General features: G+C 46.3%; 23 protein-coding genes. 1 reads left to right on the top strand and 22 read right to left on the bottom strand.

Features of this window, described 5'->3' with window-relative positions:
- Positions 1 to 10 precede the first annotated feature (10 nt).
- The 3 genes from C161_RS33310 to C161_RS11780 form a co-directional block, all read right to left on the bottom strand.
- Positions 11 to 145 (bottom strand): hypothetical protein, encoded by a 135-nt coding sequence (locus C161_RS33310; protein WP_256704105.1) that lies wholly within the window; start codon positions 143 to 145, stop codon positions 11 to 13.
- A 121-nt stretch (positions 146 to 266) separates the two neighbouring features.
- Complete coding sequence (locus C161_RS11785) at positions 267 to 602, bottom strand: four-helix bundle copper-binding protein (protein ID WP_036609230.1); 336 nt, start codon at positions 600 to 602, stop codon at positions 267 to 269.
- Between the two features lie 73 nt (positions 603 to 675).
- Complete coding sequence (locus C161_RS11780) at positions 676 to 1,794, bottom strand: CobW family GTP-binding protein (protein WP_036670424.1); 1,119 nt, start codon at positions 1,792 to 1,794, stop codon at positions 676 to 678.
- Positions 1,795 to 1,965: 171 nt separating this feature from the next.
- Between C161_RS11780 and C161_RS11775 the strand changes: the two genes are divergently transcribed.
- Positions 1,966 to 2,484 carry a MogA/MoaB family molybdenum cofactor biosynthesis protein gene (locus C161_RS11775; protein ID WP_036609234.1) on the top strand — a complete coding sequence of 173 codons (519 nt, stop codon included), beginning with the start codon at positions 1,966 to 1,968 and terminating at the stop codon, positions 2,482 to 2,484.
- Between the two features lie 76 nt (positions 2,485 to 2,560).
- Here C161_RS11775 and C161_RS11770 read toward each other — a convergent pair whose 3' ends face one another.
- From C161_RS11770 to C161_RS11680, 19 genes are all read right to left on the bottom strand, one after another.
- Entirely contained in the window at positions 2,561 to 3,115 is a 555-nt protein-coding gene (locus C161_RS11770) for a hypothetical protein (RefSeq protein WP_036670423.1), read from the bottom strand.
- 74 nt (positions 3,116 to 3,189) lie between these two features.
- The gene (locus C161_RS11765; protein WP_036670422.1) at positions 3,190 to 4,209 is read right to left on the bottom strand and encodes an acrylyl-CoA reductase family protein; all 1,020 of its coding nucleotides are present in this window, start codon (positions 4,207 to 4,209) and stop codon (positions 3,190 to 3,192) included.
- Positions 4,210 to 4,320: 111 nt separating this feature from the next.
- Complete coding sequence (locus C161_RS11760; RefSeq protein ID WP_036670421.1) at positions 4,321 to 4,974, bottom strand: hypothetical protein; 654 nt, start codon at positions 4,972 to 4,974, stop codon at positions 4,321 to 4,323.
- Between the two features lie 397 nt (positions 4,975 to 5,371).
- Positions 5,372 to 6,826 carry a nicotinate phosphoribosyltransferase gene (locus C161_RS11755; protein WP_036609243.1) on the bottom strand — a complete coding sequence of 485 codons (1,455 nt, stop codon included), beginning with the start codon at positions 6,824 to 6,826 and terminating at the stop codon, positions 5,372 to 5,374.
- A 197-nt stretch (positions 6,827 to 7,023) separates the two neighbouring features.
- Positions 7,024 to 7,581, bottom strand: coding sequence for a cysteine hydrolase family protein (locus tag C161_RS11750; protein ID WP_036670420.1), 558 nt, complete (start codon positions 7,579 to 7,581; stop codon positions 7,024 to 7,026).
- Between the two features lie 67 nt (positions 7,582 to 7,648).
- On the bottom strand, positions 7,649 to 8,452 hold the full coding sequence (locus C161_RS11745; protein ID WP_036609248.1) for an NUDIX hydrolase: 804 nt from the start codon (positions 8,450 to 8,452) through the stop codon (positions 7,649 to 7,651).
- Between the two features lie 78 nt (positions 8,453 to 8,530).
- Entirely contained in the window at positions 8,531 to 8,935 is a 405-nt protein-coding gene (locus C161_RS11740) for a PaaI family thioesterase (RefSeq protein WP_036670419.1), read from the bottom strand.
- 209 nt (positions 8,936 to 9,144) lie between these two features.
- The gene (locus C161_RS11735; protein ID WP_197997748.1) at positions 9,145 to 9,558 is read right to left on the bottom strand and encodes a RicAFT regulatory complex protein RicA family protein; all 414 of its coding nucleotides are present in this window, start codon (positions 9,556 to 9,558) and stop codon (positions 9,145 to 9,147) included.
- A gap of 302 nt (positions 9,559 to 9,860) precedes the next feature.
- Positions 9,861 to 11,417, bottom strand: coding sequence for a tRNA (N6-isopentenyl adenosine(37)-C2)-methylthiotransferase MiaB (miaB, locus tag C161_RS11730; RefSeq protein WP_036609253.1), 1,557 nt, complete (start codon positions 11,415 to 11,417; stop codon positions 9,861 to 9,863).
- A gap of 312 nt (positions 11,418 to 11,729) precedes the next feature.
- Positions 11,730 to 12,302: a phosphate propanoyltransferase gene (pduL, locus tag C161_RS11725; RefSeq protein ID WP_017689107.1), complete on the bottom strand. Its 573-nt coding sequence runs from the start codon at positions 12,300 to 12,302 to the stop codon at positions 11,730 to 11,732.
- A gap of 193 nt (positions 12,303 to 12,495) precedes the next feature.
- Complete coding sequence (locus C161_RS11720) at positions 12,496 to 13,497, bottom strand: dipeptidase (protein ID WP_442789427.1); 1,002 nt, start codon at positions 13,495 to 13,497, stop codon at positions 12,496 to 12,498.
- A gap of 86 nt (positions 13,498 to 13,583) precedes the next feature.
- Positions 13,584 to 13,844: a stage V sporulation protein S gene (locus C161_RS11715; protein ID WP_007430104.1), complete on the bottom strand. Its 261-nt coding sequence runs from the start codon at positions 13,842 to 13,844 to the stop codon at positions 13,584 to 13,586.
- A gap of 117 nt (positions 13,845 to 13,961) precedes the next feature.
- Complete coding sequence (locus C161_RS11710; protein ID WP_036609256.1) at positions 13,962 to 14,756, bottom strand: TIGR00282 family metallophosphoesterase; 795 nt, start codon at positions 14,754 to 14,756, stop codon at positions 13,962 to 13,964.
- Positions 14,757 to 14,909: 153 nt separating this feature from the next.
- On the bottom strand, positions 14,910 to 16,451 hold the full coding sequence (gene rny, locus C161_RS11705; protein WP_036670418.1) for a ribonuclease Y: 1,542 nt from the start codon (positions 16,449 to 16,451) through the stop codon (positions 14,910 to 14,912).
- Between the two features lie 310 nt (positions 16,452 to 16,761).
- Positions 16,762 to 17,499: a regulatory protein RecX gene (locus C161_RS11700; protein ID WP_036670417.1), complete on the bottom strand. Its 738-nt coding sequence runs from the start codon at positions 17,497 to 17,499 to the stop codon at positions 16,762 to 16,764.
- Between the two features lie 282 nt (positions 17,500 to 17,781).
- A complete protein-coding gene (gene recA, locus C161_RS11695; protein ID WP_036609261.1) occupies positions 17,782 to 18,846 on the bottom strand; it encodes a recombinase RecA in 1,065 nt (354 codons plus the stop codon).
- A gap of 243 nt (positions 18,847 to 19,089) precedes the next feature.
- Positions 19,090 to 20,346 carry a competence/damage-inducible protein A gene (locus tag C161_RS11690; protein WP_036670416.1) on the bottom strand — a complete coding sequence of 419 codons (1,257 nt, stop codon included), beginning with the start codon at positions 20,344 to 20,346 and terminating at the stop codon, positions 19,090 to 19,092.
- Between the two features lie 107 nt (positions 20,347 to 20,453).
- The gene (gene pgsA / locus C161_RS11685) at positions 20,454 to 21,041 is read right to left on the bottom strand and encodes a CDP-diacylglycerol--glycerol-3-phosphate 3-phosphatidyltransferase (protein ID WP_017689114.1); all 588 of its coding nucleotides are present in this window, start codon (positions 21,039 to 21,041) and stop codon (positions 20,454 to 20,456) included.
- 319 nt (positions 21,042 to 21,360) lie between these two features.
- Entirely contained in the window at positions 21,361 to 21,852 is a 492-nt protein-coding gene (locus C161_RS11680; RefSeq protein WP_036609266.1) for a YajQ family cyclic di-GMP-binding protein, read from the bottom strand.
- Between the last annotated feature and the right edge of the window lie 94 nt (positions 21,853 to 21,946).

Here is a 21,946-nt window from a genome sequence, read left to right as displayed (position 1 = left end):
TTCACTCAGGTCATGTCATACCGGCTTCCACCTCTCCCGGCTCGCTGTCATGTATGGATCTGGCTACTCTCCCGATCATTGATATTCTTCGTTTCAATTCATTGCCATCATTATACATACCACGATCAGACTTGGCAACCTGCATTAAAAATCCCCTACTGAAAGGCAACACATAGGCACATCGTCTCAGATGCTTGTGTTCACTGCCTTCCCTTAGGGGACAACGGTCATTATCGGTTTAGTTATATATTCCAGTGAAATAATATTTACGCTACTGCTGCCATCAACCGGCAAGCTTCTGCACATCTGCGGCAAGCCTCTGCACATGCTTGGCAGTGATCATGGTGGTGTTTGCCACACTCAGCGGCGCAAGCTTCACAAGCTTTCACACACAATTCGCATATTTCAGCAATGAAATCACTTCCACGTGTCATCGCTTGTGCAGCAAAACTGCAGATCTCCGCACATTCCCGATTCAAACGAATGCAATCACGCAACATCGCCAGATCATATTCTTTCAGACTCGATATGTAACATACGTTGCATGCATTCATGCACTCCAGGCAAGCATCGATACATTGTTGATATTGTTGTTGTGTCATTTATAGTTACCCCCCAGGCAAAGTTTGCTATGCATCTTAATACCCAGTTCGGAGGAATATTGAATCATCTAACCTACTTTATCGCTTCCAATTCCAGTAATTGGTCACGAATGACAGTTTGGTCAAAATGTTCACCTATAAACACAGCAACATTAGGGACCTCTCCCTGAGGTGTGATCTTCATGTAATCCGATTCACGGTAGGCATACTGGAACCAGAAACGGCTCGCCGTGTCACTAAACGATAAGATGCCTTTTGCTCGATACACGTCCCGTGGCAAAGCAGATACAAATTGTTCAAACGCCTCACTGTTCACCGGATGACTGAAATAATGTGTATACACCATAACATGTTCGTGTGAGGCATGAGGAGCAGAATGCTCGTGTCCGTGGTCATGACTATAGCTATGAGATGCGTCAGTATTCGTAGCATCGCCTTGGACTGTATGATCTGTATGCTCATGTCCATGATTGCAGCCATGTGTACCACAGGTTTCCGTATGCACATGATGCTCTTGGTGAGCCGGCTTGCCTGCTTCAGAAGCTGAATCACGCACGTGTACGTCTGCCCCGCTGCGAAGCAGCAGATCCATCTCCACCTCACATTTCACTGTAGGAATTACAGGTGCGAAGCCATTCCATTTTGCCAAAAGCTGCTCCAGATCCTTCAGTTCCTGTGCACTCACCCGATCCGTTTTATTCAAGAGAAGCACAGACGCACAACGAATCTGCTCCTGCATTAGCTTGAAGGTCTGCCCCTTCTGCTCCTGATACAGACCAGATAGATGTGCTGCATCCACAACGGTAATGAGACTTTTCAGTTCCAATCGCATGTAAAGTGAAGTCTCTGTTACTGCATCCAGAATCTCCATTGGATTTGCCGCACCGGTTGCTTCAATGATGATCACATCAGGTGATTCCTCCTGAACGAGATCGGCAAGTTGCAATCCCAAGTCACCACGTACGGTACAACAGATGCATCCACCTAACATCTCTGTCATCGGAACGGTGGAATCCACAATCTGACCATCCAGATTGACTTCGCCTAACTCATTCATAACCACTGCGGGGCGCAAACCCTGCTGTTGCCAATGTTCAATCAACTGAACAAGCAGTGTTGTTTTGCCACTCCCCAAAAAACCTGACAGTATATATACAGGTATGGATTGTTCTTTTATAATCGTTTCATTCATGCGTATACACCTCTCTGATTGTCCTTCTTGTAACCTAGTCTATCTATATCTAGCGAGTGTACACCATCCCGCATTCGTTGTGCAATAACGTTCAACTCTTCCCCAGTACATTGCCTGATTCTAACGGATGGTCTATGCTATGAGGACATGTTGATTGAAGGAGGAAGTTTCATGACTAATTCAGTGGAACAACATCGCCAGGAAGCCCCTGACACGGTATCGTGCATGATTGTTACAGTGTCTGACACACGAACTAAAGACACCGATACCAGTGGCCAGCTCATGCACCAGCTTTTGAATGAAGCGGGTTATCAGATTGTTGAATACATCATCACACCAGATGAAACGGAGAACATTCGAAGCATCCTGCAAGATGCAGCTGTTCGTGATGATATTGAAGCCGTGTTACTTAGCGGCGGGACGGGGATTGCACCCCGAGATACAACCTACGAAGCAGTATCCTCACTACTGGACAAGGAACTACCGGGCTTTGGTGAGATCTTCCGTTTTCTCAGTTACACCGAAGATATCGGTTCCGCTGCCATCCTGAGCAGAGCCGTCGCTGGAACGATTGGACGCACAGCCGTATTCTCCATGCCGGGTTCCAAAGGAGCCGTCAAATTGGCCATGGAAAAACTCATTTTGCCCGAGCTGCGGCATGTGATGCGTGAAATATATAAACCCGTCTGAATGATCAGACGGGTTTTTCGGGTTTATTTTCAGCTGTAGGGTAAGGATTGAAAGTTTTCTGTGCTCCCATCTTCTCCTACCTTAATTGCTCCAACACATGTTGGAACACCTGCATAACATCCTGTTCATACTTGTCCTTTTCCCCACCGGAAGCTGTATAAACGAGTGAGACGTACCCTTTGCTGCGAATCGTTGTCCGGCCAAGCGCATTCTCCAAGACAGCCTCATCACGATTCTCACTATACATTTGTTTCATGCTGGCCGCCCGGGTTGTCGCATCACTGAAAATATGGACTTTCACGATGTGTCTGCCACTTCCATTCAACAAATACATATAAGAGACCCCACCATGGCCGTCATCGGCAGACATGTTATTCATCAGTTGAATGCCTTTTGCTTCAAAACTCTTACTGATCTCACTCACCAATTCACCGTTTAATCCGTGTCCTTGACTCTGTGCCCGCACATTTCCTTCATCCGTCGCTTCGCGCGTGTAGACCTTCCGCTCCTGCTCAATGGATGATGCCGAACAAGCCGCCAGGGACCAGACACTCGTGATCAACACACCACTTACAAGTACCGACTTCATTGTTTTTCCAACCAGACTTCGCCCTTTTCTAGCAAACCACATGCCAATCCTTCCTTTCCAGCCACGTGTGCTGTGACCCAATCAGGTAGAATTAGCATGTCTAAGGACTTAGAATCTTATGCGGATGGCAGATCTGATATTGTATTGACCACCGTACGACCCACTGCACCACCTTGGAGTATCGTCTCCAGCGTAAGAGGCAATTGATCTAGAGAGATCTCCCGGATTCCCAGTTCCAGCGCGCGCTCTGGTTTCCATTCTCCGCCGAGCAGTTTCCACAATCGTTCCCGACGTTCCATCGGACAATATACAGAGTCTATACCAACAAGCTGGATGCCACGCAAAATAAACGGAAGTACCGTGGATTCAAAAGCTGTGCCTCCAGTTAACCCGGATACCGCTACCGCACCTCCGTATTGAATCTGTTTCAATCGCTCCGCAAGAGCCGGTCCTCCTGTTGGATCAACAACTCCCGCCCATAGCTGTTTCCCCATGGCTCCTTTAGCTGGAGCATCAGCTTCTTCACGAGTAATAACCTCTGAGGCGCCCAAGTTTCGGAGCAATGACTCCTCCTGATCCTTCTTGCCTGTGCTGGCTGTTACTTCAAAACCAAGTTTCGCCAGAATGGCAACTGCCATACTGCCAACACCACCCGTTGCACCCGTAACCAGAATCTTGCCCATCTCCGGTGTCACTCCAGCCTGTAACAGCGCATCTACCGAAAGTGCAGCCGTAAAACCTGCAGTTCCAATTGCCATGGCTTCTTTCTCATTGAGACCCGGTGGCAGAGGCACCAGCCATTCACTGCGCAGACGAGCATACTCGCTGTACCCTCCGTAATGGGATACGCCAGGTTCAAATCCTGTACTGATAACCCGATCTCCTGGTGCAAAACGTCCACTGACCGACTCCTCTACCGTTCCTGCCAGATCAATTCCCGGTACCATCGGGTACTCACGAACGACACCGCCTTTGTCAAGGGTAGCGAGTCCGTCTTTATAATTGACACTGGAATACTGCACCTGTACCGTTACATCTCCATTTGGCAGATCTTCCTTCTTCAATTGCTCTATAGCAGCTTTCACTCCGCCCTGTTCTTCTTTACGGACCACATATGCGTTAAAATGGTTTATCATCTATAGCCACTCCTCTTTTGGATTTTATATATTTTTCCATTAAGCACATGAATTGTTCGCATTCAGGCTTAACGGCTCCGTTTACCTATGGAATTCTTCAAATATTGATGATCAAACTCTGTCTCTCCTGAGCGTCAACAGATAGATTAGTGGACCCACAATAGGGATGATGCCTGCCGCGGTCCAAGCTGCTGAACGTCGACTCACTTTAGTATCCCTGTATATCGCAATCATGGAAAGTAAGGTCAGCAGTACAAAATCAATCGTCATGATATGTACAAAGGCAGATTGATTGAATGCTTCCATATATACATCCGGATGACCTTGCGTCACGGCATAGAATGCTGCCCCCAGCGTTAACAGCAGAAGGACTACATGCGTCAGCTTGTGGGCTGCTACCCGTCCAATTCCCGACTCCCGCTGACGACCAAAATGTAAGTTTGCGTAACCCGAAGCTCTATTTGCGGATGATGACCATGCATAATAGGGAAGAAGGGTAAAAGCACCCAATCCGAAAGAAAGTATAACAAAAGGCCAAGCCGGTACACGGCCACCTCGTTCTTTCACAGATGTTCTTAACAGCATACAGGCATAAACTGCCGGGAAAATACCTAACCACGAAAATACCGTAAGTAACCAGGGCTCTTTGCTTTGCATTGTAATCAGTTCTTTGAATATCGGATCACTTCCAGGTGACTGCCCCGGTGCCAACAACAATGCATAGGCAATAAAAGCGATCCAGACCAGTCCTAATATCCATCTCATGTCTGCACCTCCTCTTACTTTCATCCCCTACAGCTACGGGATTGAAACAATGCGATGCAGAATTTGGCGGCTCCTGCGCTTTCCCGAGAAATAATTACTACTTTTCCCCTACAACCTCTTGAATTGGGCATGACTATTTCCAGTATAGCCTGTTACCATGGCAGTCTGTCCATGAGATTTCTTACATCACTGGTCCACCTCATCGGGATCATATAGAATAACGTCTATCAACTGTCGACGTACTTTCACAGAAGACAGAACGCGTATAGCTGAAATTACTTCTTGCGATCATCGAATTGTTCAACTCCGCTAAGAACGTATACATTTTATAGGCATCAAAAAGGCATAAGCCAGTATACCTCACTGGTTATGCCTCTCTGTAATTCTTATGTGTGAATTATTCCTCTGTGGATTTCACATGTTCCGCAATGAGCTTCTGCTTCATATTCCATGCCGCAGGGCTGATGTTCACACGGTAGATCTCCGGGTTGAGCTTCCGTTGGTATTCAGGCCAGAAGAGGTTCATCTGTTCCCGGTGATACGCACGAATCTCATCCAGATTAGGCAGTTCATACACTTTACGTCCATTCACAAAGATTGGCTCCAGCATATTGACCGCTTCGTAGCGGGTAACCGTCTTTTTCAGGTAAGGGTGTAGCGGGTTGAACAGCTTGAGCGGTCCGCCCTGTAGCGGCTGCTCTTCCTCTGGATAGCAGATATAATCTGCTATCGCTTTGCCATGTTTCGGATCAATGATCCGGAACACTTCCTTTTTACCTGGAGTGGACACCTTTTCAGGATTGGCAGATATTTTGATCGTAGGCAACATGGCACCGTCCACTTCACGCTCCACCAATTTGTACACTCCACCCAAAGATGGCTGGTCAGAAGCGGTAATCAACTGTGTACCAACACCCCATGTATCAATCCGTGCTCCTTGAGCCTTCAGGTTGAAAATCGTATTTTCATCCAAATCATTGGATGCTACAATTTTCACATAATCCAGCCCAGCCTCATCCAACATCTGACGTGCCTGAATCGACAAGTACGCTAGGTCACCACTGTCGAGACGAATCGCATTCATCTTTTTGCCTTGGCTCTCCAACTTCTTGGCTGTTTTGATGGCGTGAGGTACCCCACTGTTCAATGTGTCAAAGGTATCAACCAGCAGTGTAACCTGATCAGGCAACACTTTGGCATACACGTCAAACGCCTCCTGTTCGCTCATAAAGCTCTGTACCCAGGAATGGGCATGTGTACCTGCTGTTGGGATCCCAAAGCGCTCTCCGGCCAGCATATTAGACGTTGCATCGAAGCCTGCTACATACGAGGCACGTGCGCCCCAGATGGCAGCATCCGCTTCCTGCGCACGCCGTGTGCCGAATTCGAGCAACGTATCCTGTTGTGCTACCTGTTTGATCCGCGAAGCCTTGGTTGCAATCAACGTCTGATAATTCATGAAGTTAAGTATCGCCGTCTCCACCAATTGAGTCTCCATAATGGAGCCTTCTACCCGAATGAGCGGTTCGTCAGGGAAAACAATTGCACCCTCCTTCATGGAATGAATCGTCCCCTGAAATGAAAACTGGAGCAACTCTTCCAGAAAGACCGGATCGTAATTTTCCTCTTGTTTGGATAAAAATTTGATGTCGTCCATCGTAAACCGAAGCTGGCTGATATAGTTCACAATACGTTCCAATCCGGCAAATACCGCATATCCGTTACCAAAAGGAAGCTTACGGAAATAGGCTTCAAATACCGCCTTCCGCTTGTGAGTACCATTCACCCAATGGGCGTACATCATATTGATCTGATATTTATCCGTATGTAAAGCCAGGCTAGTTGTCTGCATTTGTCTCATCCTCTCTGACTTCCGCTCGTGCCCCCAGATTTCATCTGTGAACACGGGTTAACATATGGAGACTCATTCTTCATGATTCTGTTCATCCGTATTAAACAAACAAGTCTCCCGTAAAAAACTCTATACACCATTCACCACATTCATCCGGTTCCTAACATGGAGTCAACCAAACATGACTATGGAGTAAATTAAGCCAAGACTGTCTCGCTCGCCTTAACCACCGAAGCACCAAGGCTGGAACGAAAATGTCCAAGTGCCCACTCATGCCCTGCCGGATTGAAGCTGGCAACGGCATCTTCGTATACCGTAATATGAAAACCTTTATTGTAAGCGTCCACTGCGGTATGCAATATGCAAATATCCGTGCATACCCCAATCAGTGCAATATCCGTAATACCACGTGCACGCAGTCTGAGTTCCAGATCGGTCCCACAGAATGCACTATATCTCGTCTTATCCATCCACTGTATATCTGTTTTCCGTTCTTCCATCACTCGGGCAAGACGACCATATAACTGTCTTCCCTCCGTATTTCTGATGTTATGAGGTGGGAAAAGTACAGTCTCCGGGTGATACGGATCATTTTCTTCGTGTAGATCCACAGCCATGATTACCTCATGTTTGTTCTTACAGTAGGCCTCGGTTACAGCTGCAATTGTCTCTTCGATCTCTACTGCCGGCTGACCTACAGGCAAAGAACCTGTCACAAAATCCTTCGTAAAATCAATGACAATCAGTGCTTTCATCGTCAACACTCCCTTAGCCCAGAAATGGTTGATCCTGATTCAATCAGATTGACACATCTACACCTTATTACGTATAGATGGAAAGGCGTGGTACAAGTTCTGTAAAACGATATAGCTGCGCCGGACGCTGCGAGTACTGGTTGGAACTCACGAGGTTCCCCTCTTCATCTCTTACTTCTTCCACAATGCCTTTACGGCTGCGGGTAGACGTAATCTTGCGAATGAAGTTTGGTTCTTCAAAATCCGGTACAACACTTTGAATAACCTGATATAATTCACTTAATGTAAAATCACGTGGCAGGAACTGACGAGCAATCGTCGTTTCCAGCATCTGCTGTTGAATACGTCGATAAGCATCTTCAATGATTGTTCTGTGATCAAAGGCCAGTTCCAGTTCTTGTAGCGCCTCCTGAATCGTGAACAACCCAACATCCTCAGCATCATCTGCCGCTTGGCGTTGATCCAGCATCCATTCTTCTACAAGCGCGAAAAATGCGTGTGAGATAATCCAGCCCCTCGGGTCACGACCCGGCTGACTGTATACATTCAAGTATTCCAGATGTCCACCGTCTACACCTGTCTCTTCCATCAACTCACGCTTAGCTGCACCGTAGATGGATTCATTCTCCTGACAAAATCCACCGGGTAATGCCCATCTGCCTGCAAAAGGCCAGCCTTTGCGCTTGATCAGCATCACTTTCAGTTCCCGAATGGGAAGTGTCTTCGTCACCGTCTTGCGCTCCCGCTTGGTTAAGGTGAACATAACGATATCCGCAGGAACACCATCGGGGGTACGATATTTTTGGGAACTATAAGCACGTGCTGCTTGTTCGTCGCTCTCTGCATTGAAGTGTTCGTAGTTTTCGCTCATGGGCACCACCGACTATTTTCATTTTGATAATTTCATTATGACATAATAATATCTTTTGTCAACCGCAGGATTCATGCGTTACGTTCTCGGGCGTGCTATGCGGAATGTCGCCGTAGCCATACATCCCAACGTGCCCGATGCATCACGAACCTCCGATTGAGTCGTAACACTGCGTCCTGCTTGATGCAGTACCGTAGCTGTCACCGTTAATTCCCCTTGTTTCATTGGTGCAAGAAAATGTACGTTCAAATTTGTTGTCACACAGCCGTCTACTTCCATTGCTGCTGTTGCAACCATACCCATCGCCTGGTCCATCAGTGAAGTCAATACACCCCCATGAATAATCCCCATGGAGTTGGTATGATGTTCGCCTGCTGTCAACGCAATCTTTACTTCTTTTCCGTCTCCTTTAATATAACGACAGCCGAGAAATCCCCAGAATCGTCCGTCTCCGTCTTCCACCATTTTGTCCAAAATACTCATTATTCATTTCTCCTTTATTCACTGTACGTATCAAGCTCTCTTGATGTCATGTGCCTTTATCATTAAAAATCAGCCGCGCCACACAAAATAACCCCACAGCGTGGAGCTTTGCTTGGAATTATATTCCGAGTACTTGGCGATAGCCACTCCACATTAACGGTTATGTAATGTCAAAAAAGGCGCGGACAGCGTCCGCACCCTTCCGTCATTTAACCGCAACTGGTCGGAGGTGAATCCGTTCCAGCCTCCACGTTTACTTTTTCAGAAACCGTATCCCGGATTACAGAGATCACTAGTTGAAGCAAGTAGTTGATGTCGCTCTGGCTCTGCTGGAATTCCGTAACCAATGGAATACTGTCCAGTTCGCTTTGCAGATCTTCAATTTCCTGTTCAATTTTGCTGACCATCTCCACATTTTTGAAGCTTTCAAAAGCAACAATCTCTTTTTGTTTTTTCTTGATCGTTGCAATCAACTGCTGGATGCGCTCATGATCCCGAATTTTGGTTTCAGCCTGTTGAAACTGTCTAACTTCCTCACTCGTTCCGAGCATATCAGCCAATTCTTTGGCTTTTCCCATAATGTCGTCGCGTATGACCAGATTGCGCGTATCGTAGGTTGGCATTCCATAATGGTTGTACTGCACTTCTTCCTGCGCCACTGAAATCGCTCCATTCTATGAGATGATATAAGATGAAAACTCAATGTTGCATTAAGCTCAGTCGACTGCTGAGTGACCGCTGCGGTGTCGGATCGTTCTTTTGATCGCTGTTGTCTCCGAATTTTTTCGATTAAGATTGTTCAAGGTTAAAATTCGGAGACAAAGGCGAACGCTTCGCTTCTACAGAATCGATTCCGTCACCTTCGCTACGCTCGGCGTAACCCCGCTAAGTGCAAAAAATCATTCATCTTATTTGTGTGTGTGTATTACTGATTGGCAGCTACCGGCTCGGAGAGCAGGTTGCCCCTAATATAAAAAGTCATCGGATCAGTGATTTCCACTTGTACGAAAGTACCGATCAAATCTTTAGGTCCTTCAAAATGCACCAGCTTGTTGCTGCGTGTACGTCCTGCCAGAACTTCGGAATTCCGTTTGCTCTCGCCTTCAACGAGCACTTCAACGATTTTGCCGCGTTGCTCTTCATTGCTTCGGTGGCTGTATTCGTTGATCGTTTCGTTCAAGCGCTTCAAACGTTCCTTCTTCACTTCCATCGGTACGTTGTCTTCCATCACTGCAGCCGGTGTACCTTCACGCGGGGAATAAATAAAGGTATAGGCAAAATCATACCCTACTTCACGGACAAGGGAAAGTGTATCTTCAAACTGTTCTTCCGTTTCCCCCGGAAAACCAACAATAATATCCGTTGTTAACACAACATCCGGGATGGCCTTTTTAATTTTGTCAGCCAGCTTCAGATAGTGTTCCCGGTTATACTTGCGGCTCATACGTTTGAGTACTTCTGAACTGCCAGATTGCACCGGAAGATGAATGTGCTCCACCAGATTTCCGCCCTTGGCCAGCACTTCAATCAAGTGGTCATCAAAGTCACGTGGGTGACTGGTTGTAAAACGTACCCGCGGAATATCAATTTGGCGAATGGCATCCATCAAGTCACCAAAACTGTAGTTCAGGTCGGTGAAGTCCTTGCCGTACGCATTCACATTTTGACCAAGCAGCGTGATCTCCTTAAAGCCTTGTCGTGCCAAATCCCTAACTTCGGCAATGACATCTTCCGGACGACGACTGCGTTCTTTGCCCCGCGTAAACGGAACGATGCAATATGTACAGAATTTGTCGCAGCCATACATAATGTTCACCCAGCCGCGCATACCCTCACGTTTCTTCGGCAGGTTCTCAATGATGTCGCCTTCCTTGGACCATACCTCAACAACCATTTCTTTGCTGAACAACGCTTCCTGGATTAGATGTGGCAGTCGATGCACGTTATGTGTACCAAAGATCATATCCACAAAGCCATGCTTCTGCATGATTCGGTTGACGACGCCTTCTTCTTGGGACATACAACCGCATACGCCAAGTAACAATCCCGGACGTTCGAGTTTTAGCGTTTTGAGGTGACCAAGCTCACCAAATACTTTATCTTCCGCATTTTCTCGTATGGCACACGTATTGAGCAGAATAATATCAGCTTCTTTGCGATTCTCTGTAGCCTGATATCCCATAGACTCAAGGAGTCCTTTGATGGTCTCCGAGTCATGCTCGTTCATCTGACATCCATACGTATATACAATATAGTGTTTACCTTTCCCTATGTTTTTCAGTTCATCGGGAACGGCATTTTCGTAAAGCACCTGGACGTCTTCCTTGCCCCGCTGTTTCTCCTGACGATGATTGGGTTCCGATTTGATGTTAATCTCACGGCCCCGGATTCTTATCTTTTTGCTGAATTCATCTTGCGAAATTACTTTGGCATCGGAAAAATCAAAATATTGGGAGTAATCCTTTTTTGAGTCTTTAGCCATTTCCTTCGGTCACTCCTTACAGCCTCTATTAATAAAAAATCGTTCATTCATCCCTGTTCCACATGAATATCTTGCTTGGAACATTAAAAGAGCATTACAGCAAATTATAGCATGAATTGGGCTGTAGTTCCACATCCAAAGCGCATCTCCCTTCGTCTAATCCGAAACATGCCATGCTCAGAAGAACACTCAGAAAACACAAAAACCTGAGCCTTGCCATCAGGGCTGGAATTAACCGGCCCCTGTTGGCTGTGCTCAGGTTTATATGTTATTCAGACCGCCATAATTGGGGGCTGAGGCTATTACATGTAATTAATCGATGATTTCAGCAGTGTCGCCATTACGAGCGCCAGCAGCGTTAGCTTCATCTGTATCAATATGCATGTCCAGTGCGAAAGAATCGGATACACGAGCCAGTACATTTTCCAGTACCAGACCACGATCTCCACCCAGACGAACTTTCAACATTTGTTTGTCCTCGATACCCCATTTAGCAGCATCAGAAGTATGGAAGTGAATGTGACGAGCAGCAACGATAACACCTTTATCAATCGTTACTTCGCCAGCAGGACCTTTAATTGTGATTCCTGGTGTACCTTCAATGCTTCCAGATTCACGTACAGGTGCTTTAACACCAATCGCAAATGAATCTGTCATGGAGATCTCCAGTTGCGTTTCAGGACGAACAGGTCCAAGGATACGCACTTTATCAAACTGTCCTTTCGAACCAATTACCGCTACAGTTTCGTTAGCAGCGTATTGGCCAGGCTGGGACAGAGGTTTAAATTCAGTCAGTTCATAACCTTTACCAAACAAAATTTCAACGTGCTCTTGGGATACATGAATGTGACGGGCAGATACGCCCACAGGTACTGTTTTACTCATTGTAAATTCACTCCTTGTTTATCTATGGCCTGTACTCAGGCTCTTAACAATCCAATGGTATTATACCCCTTTTTGGAGTGAAATGAAAACGAACTGGTGAAAATTCATGAAATACACTTATTTCACCATCATTCCCCTCCTTTATTTGGAAAACAAGTTTCAATTCAACACATTCAAAGCACACACCAGTTCACTATTTCATGGAATTCCCCTTCATCTGCATCTTCGGATTGCTCTCTGGCAAGTGTTCCCCCAGATAACTCATCGCATTCCCCCACAACCAGCCGCGCACTAAATGTTCATCATAATGCTTGAGCAGGATTTCCGTCAGTCTCGGATAATGTCCTGAATGTTCAAGTCTCTGAATATACGTTGAAATTCCATCAAAATCAGACCCCATCATCAGATGATGCTGCCCGCCGAGAGAACAGATCTCCTCAATATGAGGCAGCAGATCTTCTATACGTACCTCACCCTCCTGCTTTACAAACCAGGGTACAAACGTCAGTCCGATCCGCCCTTCCCGGGCAATGATAGCCTGAATCTGATCGTCTTTCAGATTACGCACATGGGGACATACGCTATAACTGTTGGAATGGGAGGCGATAAAAGGACGTTTGCTCAAGTCAGCCAGTTCCCAGAAACCTTTCTCTGTCAGATGTGACACGTCGAGCAGCATTCCGATTTCATTACACTGGCGCACCAGTTCCTTCCCCTTCTCGGTCAGACCTGCTCCACGCTTCTCCATTACTCCGTCAGCCGCCCAATTGGCATAATTCCACGTTAGTCCAATAATTCGAACGCCCATCTGATAACATAACTCCAGATAGAACAGGTTGCCCTCCAGGCCATCCACACCCTCCAGTGTGATTAATCCCCACGGCCCCCCTGTTTGCCCCACCTGAGCCACCTGTTCACGCCATAACAACGTCTGTGTGCCGCCAGGCCGCTCCTGACTTCTCTCCACACGTCTACGATAAATCTCCAACTGCCCCATCACATGTTCAAACTTGCCTCTGCCAAGCACTTCGGGTAAATAGATGGCGAACGCCTGCAATTCTACATTCCCCTCTTTCAAACGTTGCAAGTTCACATCCAGTTGTGGAGCATTTTCAAATGAAAGGGCAGGCTGCATCAAAATTTTGCTCAGTGCATCACAGTGAAAATCAGCTACACGCCAATCAGACATGGACATCTTAAACCCTCCTCAATATGTGATTGCAAAAAAAACGCAAAAAAACCTGTCTACATCGTAAACAGGTTCAATGCATACTGCATGTATTATCTGGGCTCCACAATCAGCTTAATGGCCGTTCGGTCCTCGCCGTCGATCACAATGTCTGTAAAAGCTGGAATACAAATCAGGTCAACTCCGCTTGGTGCTACAAATCCCCGGGCTATCGCTACCGCTTTAATGGCTTGGTTCAGTGCTCCCGCTCCAATTGCCTGCAGTTCAGCATTTCCACGTTCACGAAGAACCCCTGCAAGAGCGCCGGCTACAGAATTAGGATTGGACTTTGCTGAAACTTTTAATACATCCATGGTAAGTACCTCCCTGGGAATGTTGAAAGTTTGTTTCCACTTACTAGATGTTATTCGCGGGAGGCAAAAAAATTCCTTCTTTTTAGACGGGTTTCCCTGCAAATTGGGACAATACCCCTATTCCATGCGCCACTCGTCCTCCGTCAGACGAATTTTTTCGATGCGTGTTGCCGCACCTGTGGCTTCATCAATTTCAACAAAAACACCATGGAAGTGCCATTTGCCATCATCCACAACAAAACGTACAGGTAGCTGGGTGTAGAACTTACGCAGCACGGCCTCACGCTCCATACCCAATATACCGTCACGAGGCCCTACCATGCCTGCATCCGTCAAGTAAGCTGTTCCTCCAGGCAAAATCCGATCATCATTACTCTGTACATGCGTATGTGTACCTACAACGAGAGACGCACGTCCATCCAGATGCCATCCCATGGCAATCTTTTCTGACGTCGCTTCAGCATGCATATCGACCAAAATACATTTATGGTCTTGGCGCAGCTCATCTACAATTTCATCAGCTACACGGAATGGACAATCCAGAGCAGGCAGGAACGTTCTTCCTTGAAGATTGACAATCGCCAGCTCTTTCCCTTCGCCTTTGACAACCGTGTACCCTCGTCCTGGTGTGCCTGGTGGAAAGTTCGCTGGACGAATCATGCGGGGCTCATCATCTATAAAATCAAAAATATCCTTATTGTCCCAAGTATGATTACCAAGTGTAATACCATGTACACCCCAGTTGAAAAACTCATTTGCGATTGCGCCGGTAATGCCGCGACCTGCTGCCGCATTTTCACCATTCACAATCACTACATGTGGCTTATACTTCGATTTCAGATACGGTAAATTTTCCTTTAATGCCTTACGTCCCACGTTACCTACAATGTCACCAATAAACAAAACTTTCATTGATTACTGCCTCCTCAATTCCTGCAAAGTCCTCTTACTTCAAATGTTGAACCTTTGCAGGACTCTATCTCATGCTCCATGATGTGTAGTTGCCTTTAACAGGCTATCAACAGGAAAAGTGGCCCACTACTGCGGCCACTTTTCCGTAATGCTCTATTTTGCGTATTCAACCGCACGGGTTTCCCGGATGACGGTGACTTTGATGTGACCCGGATAGTCGAGTTCATTCTCAATCATCTTCGTGATGTCACGGGCTAAGCGGAATGCTTCAGCATCATCGATCTTCTCAGGCTGTACCATAACGCGAACTTCGCGTCCGGCCTGAATGGCGTACGATTTCTCGACACCTTCGAAGGATTCTGAGATTTCTTCCAGCTTCTCCAGTCGTTTGATATACGTTTCCAGCGTTTCGCGGCGTGCGCCTGGTCTTGCTGCGGAGAGCGCATCTGCTGCGCCAACCAACATGGCAATGACCGAAGTCGCTTCGCAATCTCCGTGATGGGACGCGATACTGTTGATTACAACCGGATGTTCTTTGTATTTCTTCGCCAGTTCCACGCCAATTTCGACGTGTGATCCTTCCACTTCGTGATCCAGCGCTTTACCGATGTCATGCAATAGACCTGCACGTCTTGCCAGAGTTACGTCTTCTCCCAGTTCGCCAGCCATCAGTCCAGCCAGATAAGCGACTTCCATGGAATGTTTCAAGACGTTCTGACCGTAACTTGTACGGAACTTCAACCGGCCCAAAATTTTGATCAGATCCGGATGCAGACCATGCACGCCCACTTCAAAGGTAGCTTGCTCACCGTATTCACGGATGCGCTCATCCACTTCTTTGCGGGATTTCTCAACCATCTCTTCAATCCGTGCCGGGTGAATACGTCCATCAGCCACCAGTTTCTCCAGGGCAGTACGGGCGATTTCACGGCGAATCGGGTCAAAGCCCGACAGAATAACAGCTTCTGGCGTATCATCGATAATGAGGTCAATCCCTGTAAGGGTTTCAAGCGCACGGATGTTACGTCCTTCACGACCGATAATCCGGCCTTTCATTTCTTCATTTGGCAGGGTAACAACAGATACCGTTGTTTCCGCTACGTGGTCAGCCGCACAACGTTGGATGGCGAGCGTAATAATCTCGCGGGACTTTTTGTCCGCTTCTTCCTTCGCTTGTTGTTCAATGTCCTTGATCATTTGAGCCGTCTCATGACGAACTTCCTGTTCTACGTTGGACAGTATGATACTGCGTGCGTCTTCCATGGTGAGGTTGGATATACGTTCCAACTCTGTCACCTGGTTTTTGTAAATCATTTCGATCTGCTGCTGAGTCTCATCAATTCGTTTCTCTTTGTTAGCCACTTGCTCTTCTTTACGTTCGAGTGATTCCAATTTTTTATCCAGCGACTCTTCTTTTTGCAACAATCGTCTTTCTTGTCGTTGAATTTCATTCCGACGTTCACGAGTGTCTTTTTCAGCTTCAGCGCGAATGCGATGGATTTCATCCTTCGCCTCCAGCACCGTTTCTTTCTTCAGTGCTTCTGCCTCTTTCTTCGCGTTCTCCACGATTTGTACGGCAGCTTGTTCCGCACTAGAGATTTTAGCCTCTGCAAGAGATTTGCGAATAAAATATCCTACTCCGAACCCAATGAATAGCGCGGCTGCAACGAGAGCGATCGTGATTGCAATTTCCATACTGTTCACCTCCTCGTTGGTTCCTCCAAGGCATTCCTTGGGTCAATTTGCAGTTTTCAAACCTTACATATGTTTGGGAATAACGAATACTCACGGCGATCCCCCGCCGATTTTCATTTCACATGTACATGTTTCCACGTACTATTCACTGTTTCCAGCGAACCCATAATTAAGAATGGTATAAATCTTAAGAAACCGAAACCGCTTTTTTGGAAGGAAAAAGGGTTGTCCATTTCTTACAGACTCATGTCCATTTTAGTATTTGACGAAAGAAATTGTCAAGAGAATGCAGTATAGAGACTCTAGTCTGCTAATCCCATAACAACGCTTCGTCATCTTCAGGGTCCCCAGCCTCATCTTCTTCAATTAAACAATTCACGACCTTGCGCACCATATCCATTGAAAAACCACGTCTCATTAGGAAGGGAAGCGTTTTATTTTTCTTCTCTTTGACGTCCCCTTTGACCTGATTCCATTTTTTTCGTCCGGCACTCAAAGCAGTCTCAAATTCCGCATCTGTACTTATCCCTTCTAGTGCCTCAACAATGAGATCATTGGCAATGCCCTTTTGACGCAGCTCTTGCCTTATCCACAGTTTTCCCTTCCGCTTGCCCTCCATACGCTGTCTTGTCCATTCCTTCGCAAATAGATCGTCATCCACCAGGTTCTCCCGCTCAAGCCGATCCAGCGCCTCTTCAATCAAAGGTGCAGCAAACTCCTTCTGACGAAGTTTCTGACTTAATTCATGGCGCGTACGTGGCTTATGCTCCAAAAAACGCAGAGACTGTGCATACGTCCGCTGTCGCTCGTCAGCTAGAATGATATCTTCCAGATCCTTCTTCATAAACGTATTACCTTGAGTCATCCTGTATTTAATCATCACATCTTCAAGAACCGTAATGGAGTGGATGCCAAAAGTGATTCGATAACGAGCTTGCCTGCTCTTCGTTCGTTCTACACGTGTAATAATAAGTTCTTCGTTGTCCGGAAATTGGGATAGGCCATCCTGTTCTGCTTCTTCATATAAATCCTCGTCATGTTGATCCATTCTGGTCTCCCCTTTCATAACATTTTCATTCTGACTACGCCAAACACACCTTCAGATAAGACAAAGAACACCAATAATACAAAAGACCGGGAACTCTGCCCGGCCTTTACTCCACAGTTAGCGTGCTAACAGCCCCTGTCCATTGGGACAGGGGCTGTTAGACAGCACGAGTACTCCCACTACAATCCATTATCCAGATTGATCCAAGCTCAATCAGATAAGTTTACGGAGTCCAGTGGGGAACACCCTCAGGGTCCTCCCTACAAGGGAGGTTTTGAGAGATTACTCGTTGATTTCAAACAATTCTTGTTCTTCTGCTGCTTCTTTTTGTTGCTCTTCACTCGTTGGCGCAGGAACTGCAGTAACCAAGTTACTGGCTACACGAATTTTTTGTTCAATGATGTCAGCAATATCTTTATGCTCTTTCATGAACTGCTTTGCGTTCTCACGACCTTGTCCTAAACGCTCGCCTTCGTAGGAGTACCAAGCACCACTTTTATTAACGATGTCCAGCTCTGTACCAATGTCAATGATACTGCCTTCTCTCGAAATACCCTCGCCATACATGATATCCACTTCCGCTTGTTTAAACGGAGGTGCCACTTTGTTTTTCACAACTTTAATACGAGTACGGTTACCAATCATGTCATTGCCTGATTTGATACTCTCAATACGACGCACATCCAGACGTACTGTGGAATAAAACTTCAGAGCACGACCACCAGGTGTTGTTTCCGGGTTACCAAACATAACGCCGACTTTCTCACGAAGCTGGTTAATGAAGATTGCGATTGTTTTGGATTTGCTGATTGCACCAGACAGTTTACGCAGCGCCTGAGACATCAAACGCGCTTGCAAACCAACGTGTGAATCGCCCATTTCGCCTTCAATCTCTGCTTTTGGAACCAATGCGGCTACAGAGTCAATAACGACGATATCTACTGCACCACTGCGTACAAGAGCTTCTGCAATTTCCAACCCTTGCTCACCCGTATCTGGCTGAGACAGAAGCAATTCATCAATATTAACACCAAGTTTGCTTGCGTACTGTGGGTCAAGAGCATGCTCGGCATCGATAAATGCAGCTTGTCCACCCGCTCTTTGTACTTCAGCGATAGCATGCAATGCTACGGTTGTTTTACCAGAGGATTCAGGTCCATATATTTCAACAATACGGCCTTTAGGCAAGCCGCCTGTTCCTAATGCAATATCCAAAGCCAAGGAACCACTGGGAATAATTTCCACATTCATATGAGTGGACTCACCCAGTTTCATGATGGATCCTTTACCAAATTGCTTCTCTATTTGACGGAGCGCCATATCAAGCGCGGCACGACGGTCTGACAATAAGCTCACACCCTTTACTGTTTATAAGATAATGATACCTTGTTTTAACACGTTTGCCAAGCTTTTTTTCGAACATACATTCGTTTTTTTTGTAAAGGCCGAGGCGCCTCTTCCTCAAGGAAACTTTCCATTAAACAGAAAAAAGAACCGTAAACAAGGCTGTAAAGCCTAATTCTACGGTTCTTCCGTCTTCCTTAATTATACTTGCTTGGAACTGTAAATGCAATCGAAGCTATTAACTAATCAATCCATCGCCACAAGTTTTTGCCATAAGCGATATAGAATTGCTTTGGCTGAACGAATGCGAACCGTCTCGCGATTACCATTAATACGTAGCTCATGGATTTCCGTCTCTTTTCCACGTTCTGCAAGAGCGATGAAGACAAGTCCGGGTGGCTTGCGTTCCGAATATCCCGGTCCAGCTACACCGGTAACAGCCAAGCCAAAATCAGCATCGCCAATCATGCGGATCTGCTCAGCAAGCACTTTTGCAACCTCAGGACTTACCGCCCCAGGTGCATCTTCACCCTCCAGATAATCATGAGGCACATTCAGCAGCTTTTCTTTAATTTCATTGGAGTAACAAACAATACCACCTTTGAGCATTGATGCACTTCCGGGTACAGAGGTCAGACTCTGCATGACAAGCCCTCCTGTACAGCTCTCAGCAGCGCTGAGCGTCAGCCCCATGTCAGACATCATAGTTACAATCGTGTACTCTATAGGCACATCCTCGTTCGCGTAGAGATGTTCTGTCAAACGTTCCCGAATCTGAACTTCCATCGCATCCAGCTTCAGCTTCGCCTCTCCCTCACTCGCAGCCTTTGTGGAGACACGTACCGTAACTTCGCCTTCGCTCGCGTAAGGAGCAATCGTAGGGTCTGTCTGCGCGTCAATCAGATCCAGAAGTCGATCTTCAAGAGCAGATTCACCAATACCTGCGAATTTGAGCATTCGGGAATAGATCGGCATCTCTTCTGTGAGTACATGCTGGAACAGCCAAGGTTTGACTTCCTGTTCAAACATTGGAATCAACTCTTTAGGTGGTCCAGGCATCACAACATAATATTTGTCATTGTCAGAAATCGCATTTCCTGCCGCAAGGCCCGTTTCATTGGCCAGAGGTGTTCCGCCATCAATAACGATCGCCTGACGTCGGTTATTCTCTGTCATATCCACATTACGATCTCTGAAAAAGCTCTCAATTTTGTCCATTGCCATTCGATCTGTATGCAGTTTCCGGTTAAGAACAGCTGCGAGCGCATCCTTGGTCAGATCATCTTGGGTAGGTCCGATGCCACCGGAAAATAAAATAACGTCTGCACGGCTCTGCGCAATGCGAATAGCTTCACTAAGTCGGTTCAGGTTATCCCCAACCACCGTTTGGAAATATACATCGATCCCCATCGCAGCCAATTCACGGGATAGGTATCTGGCATTGGTATTGACGATTTGTCCAAGCAGTAGCTCTGTGCCAACTGCAATGATTTCTGCCTTCATTGAGCATCCTCCTGTACACGTGGTGAGTGATCAAAGGGCAATAGGATAATTTCCTATTGCCCCTGACCCAATGCTTCCTTCATGATTACCCAATTAAGAACAAACCATTATGCTTTTGTTAAATGAAGCAGGTTTTTGTTTTTAATAAAGTAATCGATACCCGACCAGATGGTAATAAGCGCTGCTGCCCATACCGCGATAATATCGACGTGAATACCCGTGTATGAAAACGGGAAATTGTTCAACAGCAACAGCACAATCGCCACAATCTGCACTACAGTCTTCAGCTTGCCCCAAGCACTGGCGGCAACAACCGAACCATCCAGCAATGCAATTTGACGCAAGCCGGTAACTGCAAATTCACGACTAATAATGACAACTGCAATCCAGGAATCCAGCTTGCCCATCTCCACAAGCGAGATCAAAACTGCAGTAACCAGCAACTTGTCTGCGAGTGGATCGAGCAGTTTCCCCAGATTGGTAACCATGTTATTTTTCCGCGCAAGGTATCCGTCAATTCCATCTGTGCTTGCGGCGATGATAAAAATAACAGCAGCAATCAGTTGATTATACGGAAGCGACAAGCTTCCAAGCTGCAACGGCTCTGGATAAAATGGAAAATCCACGAGCAGGAACACCATCAAAAAAGGGATTAAGCAAATTCGTGCAAGCGTAATCCGGTTGGGTAAATTCACAAGACGCCCTCCCTCATATCCTCCATTACTCCAAACAATCATCATAATCCCGTTATCATCATCCGGAACATGAAATGTACAGTTTCAATGTCAATCCATATTAACATGATCCCACTATGTAGAAACGCAAAAAATAAAGTCAACCGCTCAAAAGCAAAACGCTTTAAACGTTCCGGTGACTTCCAGAAGATGTACTGCTTTTCACAAAGTCAGCAAACGATGAGGACTGGACTTGATGCTTGACTGCCAGCAATGCACACTTAGTATAATATACGCCCAATACCGTGTCAAAAAACACTTTTGCTACAAAAAGGCCTTATTACTTGAAATTTGTATATTGCAAATCCAGAGGCAGGTTAGCACCATTTAGCAACTGCATGACAGCTTGCAAATCATTTTTACTCTTACCAGTTACCCGAAGTTGATCTCCCTGAATCTGACTCTTCACCTTCATCTTGGAGTCCCGAATCAGGATATTGATTTTCTTGGCGATGTCCTGATCAATCCCCTGTTTAAAATTCAAACGCTGGCGGACTGTACCAGAAGACGCTGGCTCTACCTTTGCGTAATCAATGTTTTTCAATGGTAGACCACGCTTCGCCATTTTGGATTGCAGCACTTCAATGACAGCCTTGAGTTTGGTCTCATCATCAGATACGATCGTTAACGCATCCTTATCCAGTTTCAGGCTGCTCTTGCTGCCCTTGAAGTCATAACGAGCGCCAATTTCTTTCTCGGTTTGTGTAACGGCATTTGTCAGTTCTTGCAAGTCCATTTTGGACACGATATCAAATGAATTTTCTGAGCTCAAACCAGTCACCCTTTCAGTTAATCGTATGTTCTGTAACATTATAGAGGATACCTTAAGCAAAAGTCTAATTTCAAGCTGTTTTACACAAAGAAAA

The sequence above is a fragment of the Paenibacillus sp. FSL R5-192 genome (assembly GCF_000517845.1).
In the GTDB taxonomy this organism is placed as follows: Bacteria; Bacillota; Bacilli; order Paenibacillales; family Paenibacillaceae; genus Paenibacillus; species Paenibacillus amylolyticus.
The sequence above is the reverse complement of the archived record's forward strand: the minus strand, read 5'-3'. Positions and strand labels throughout refer to the sequence as shown.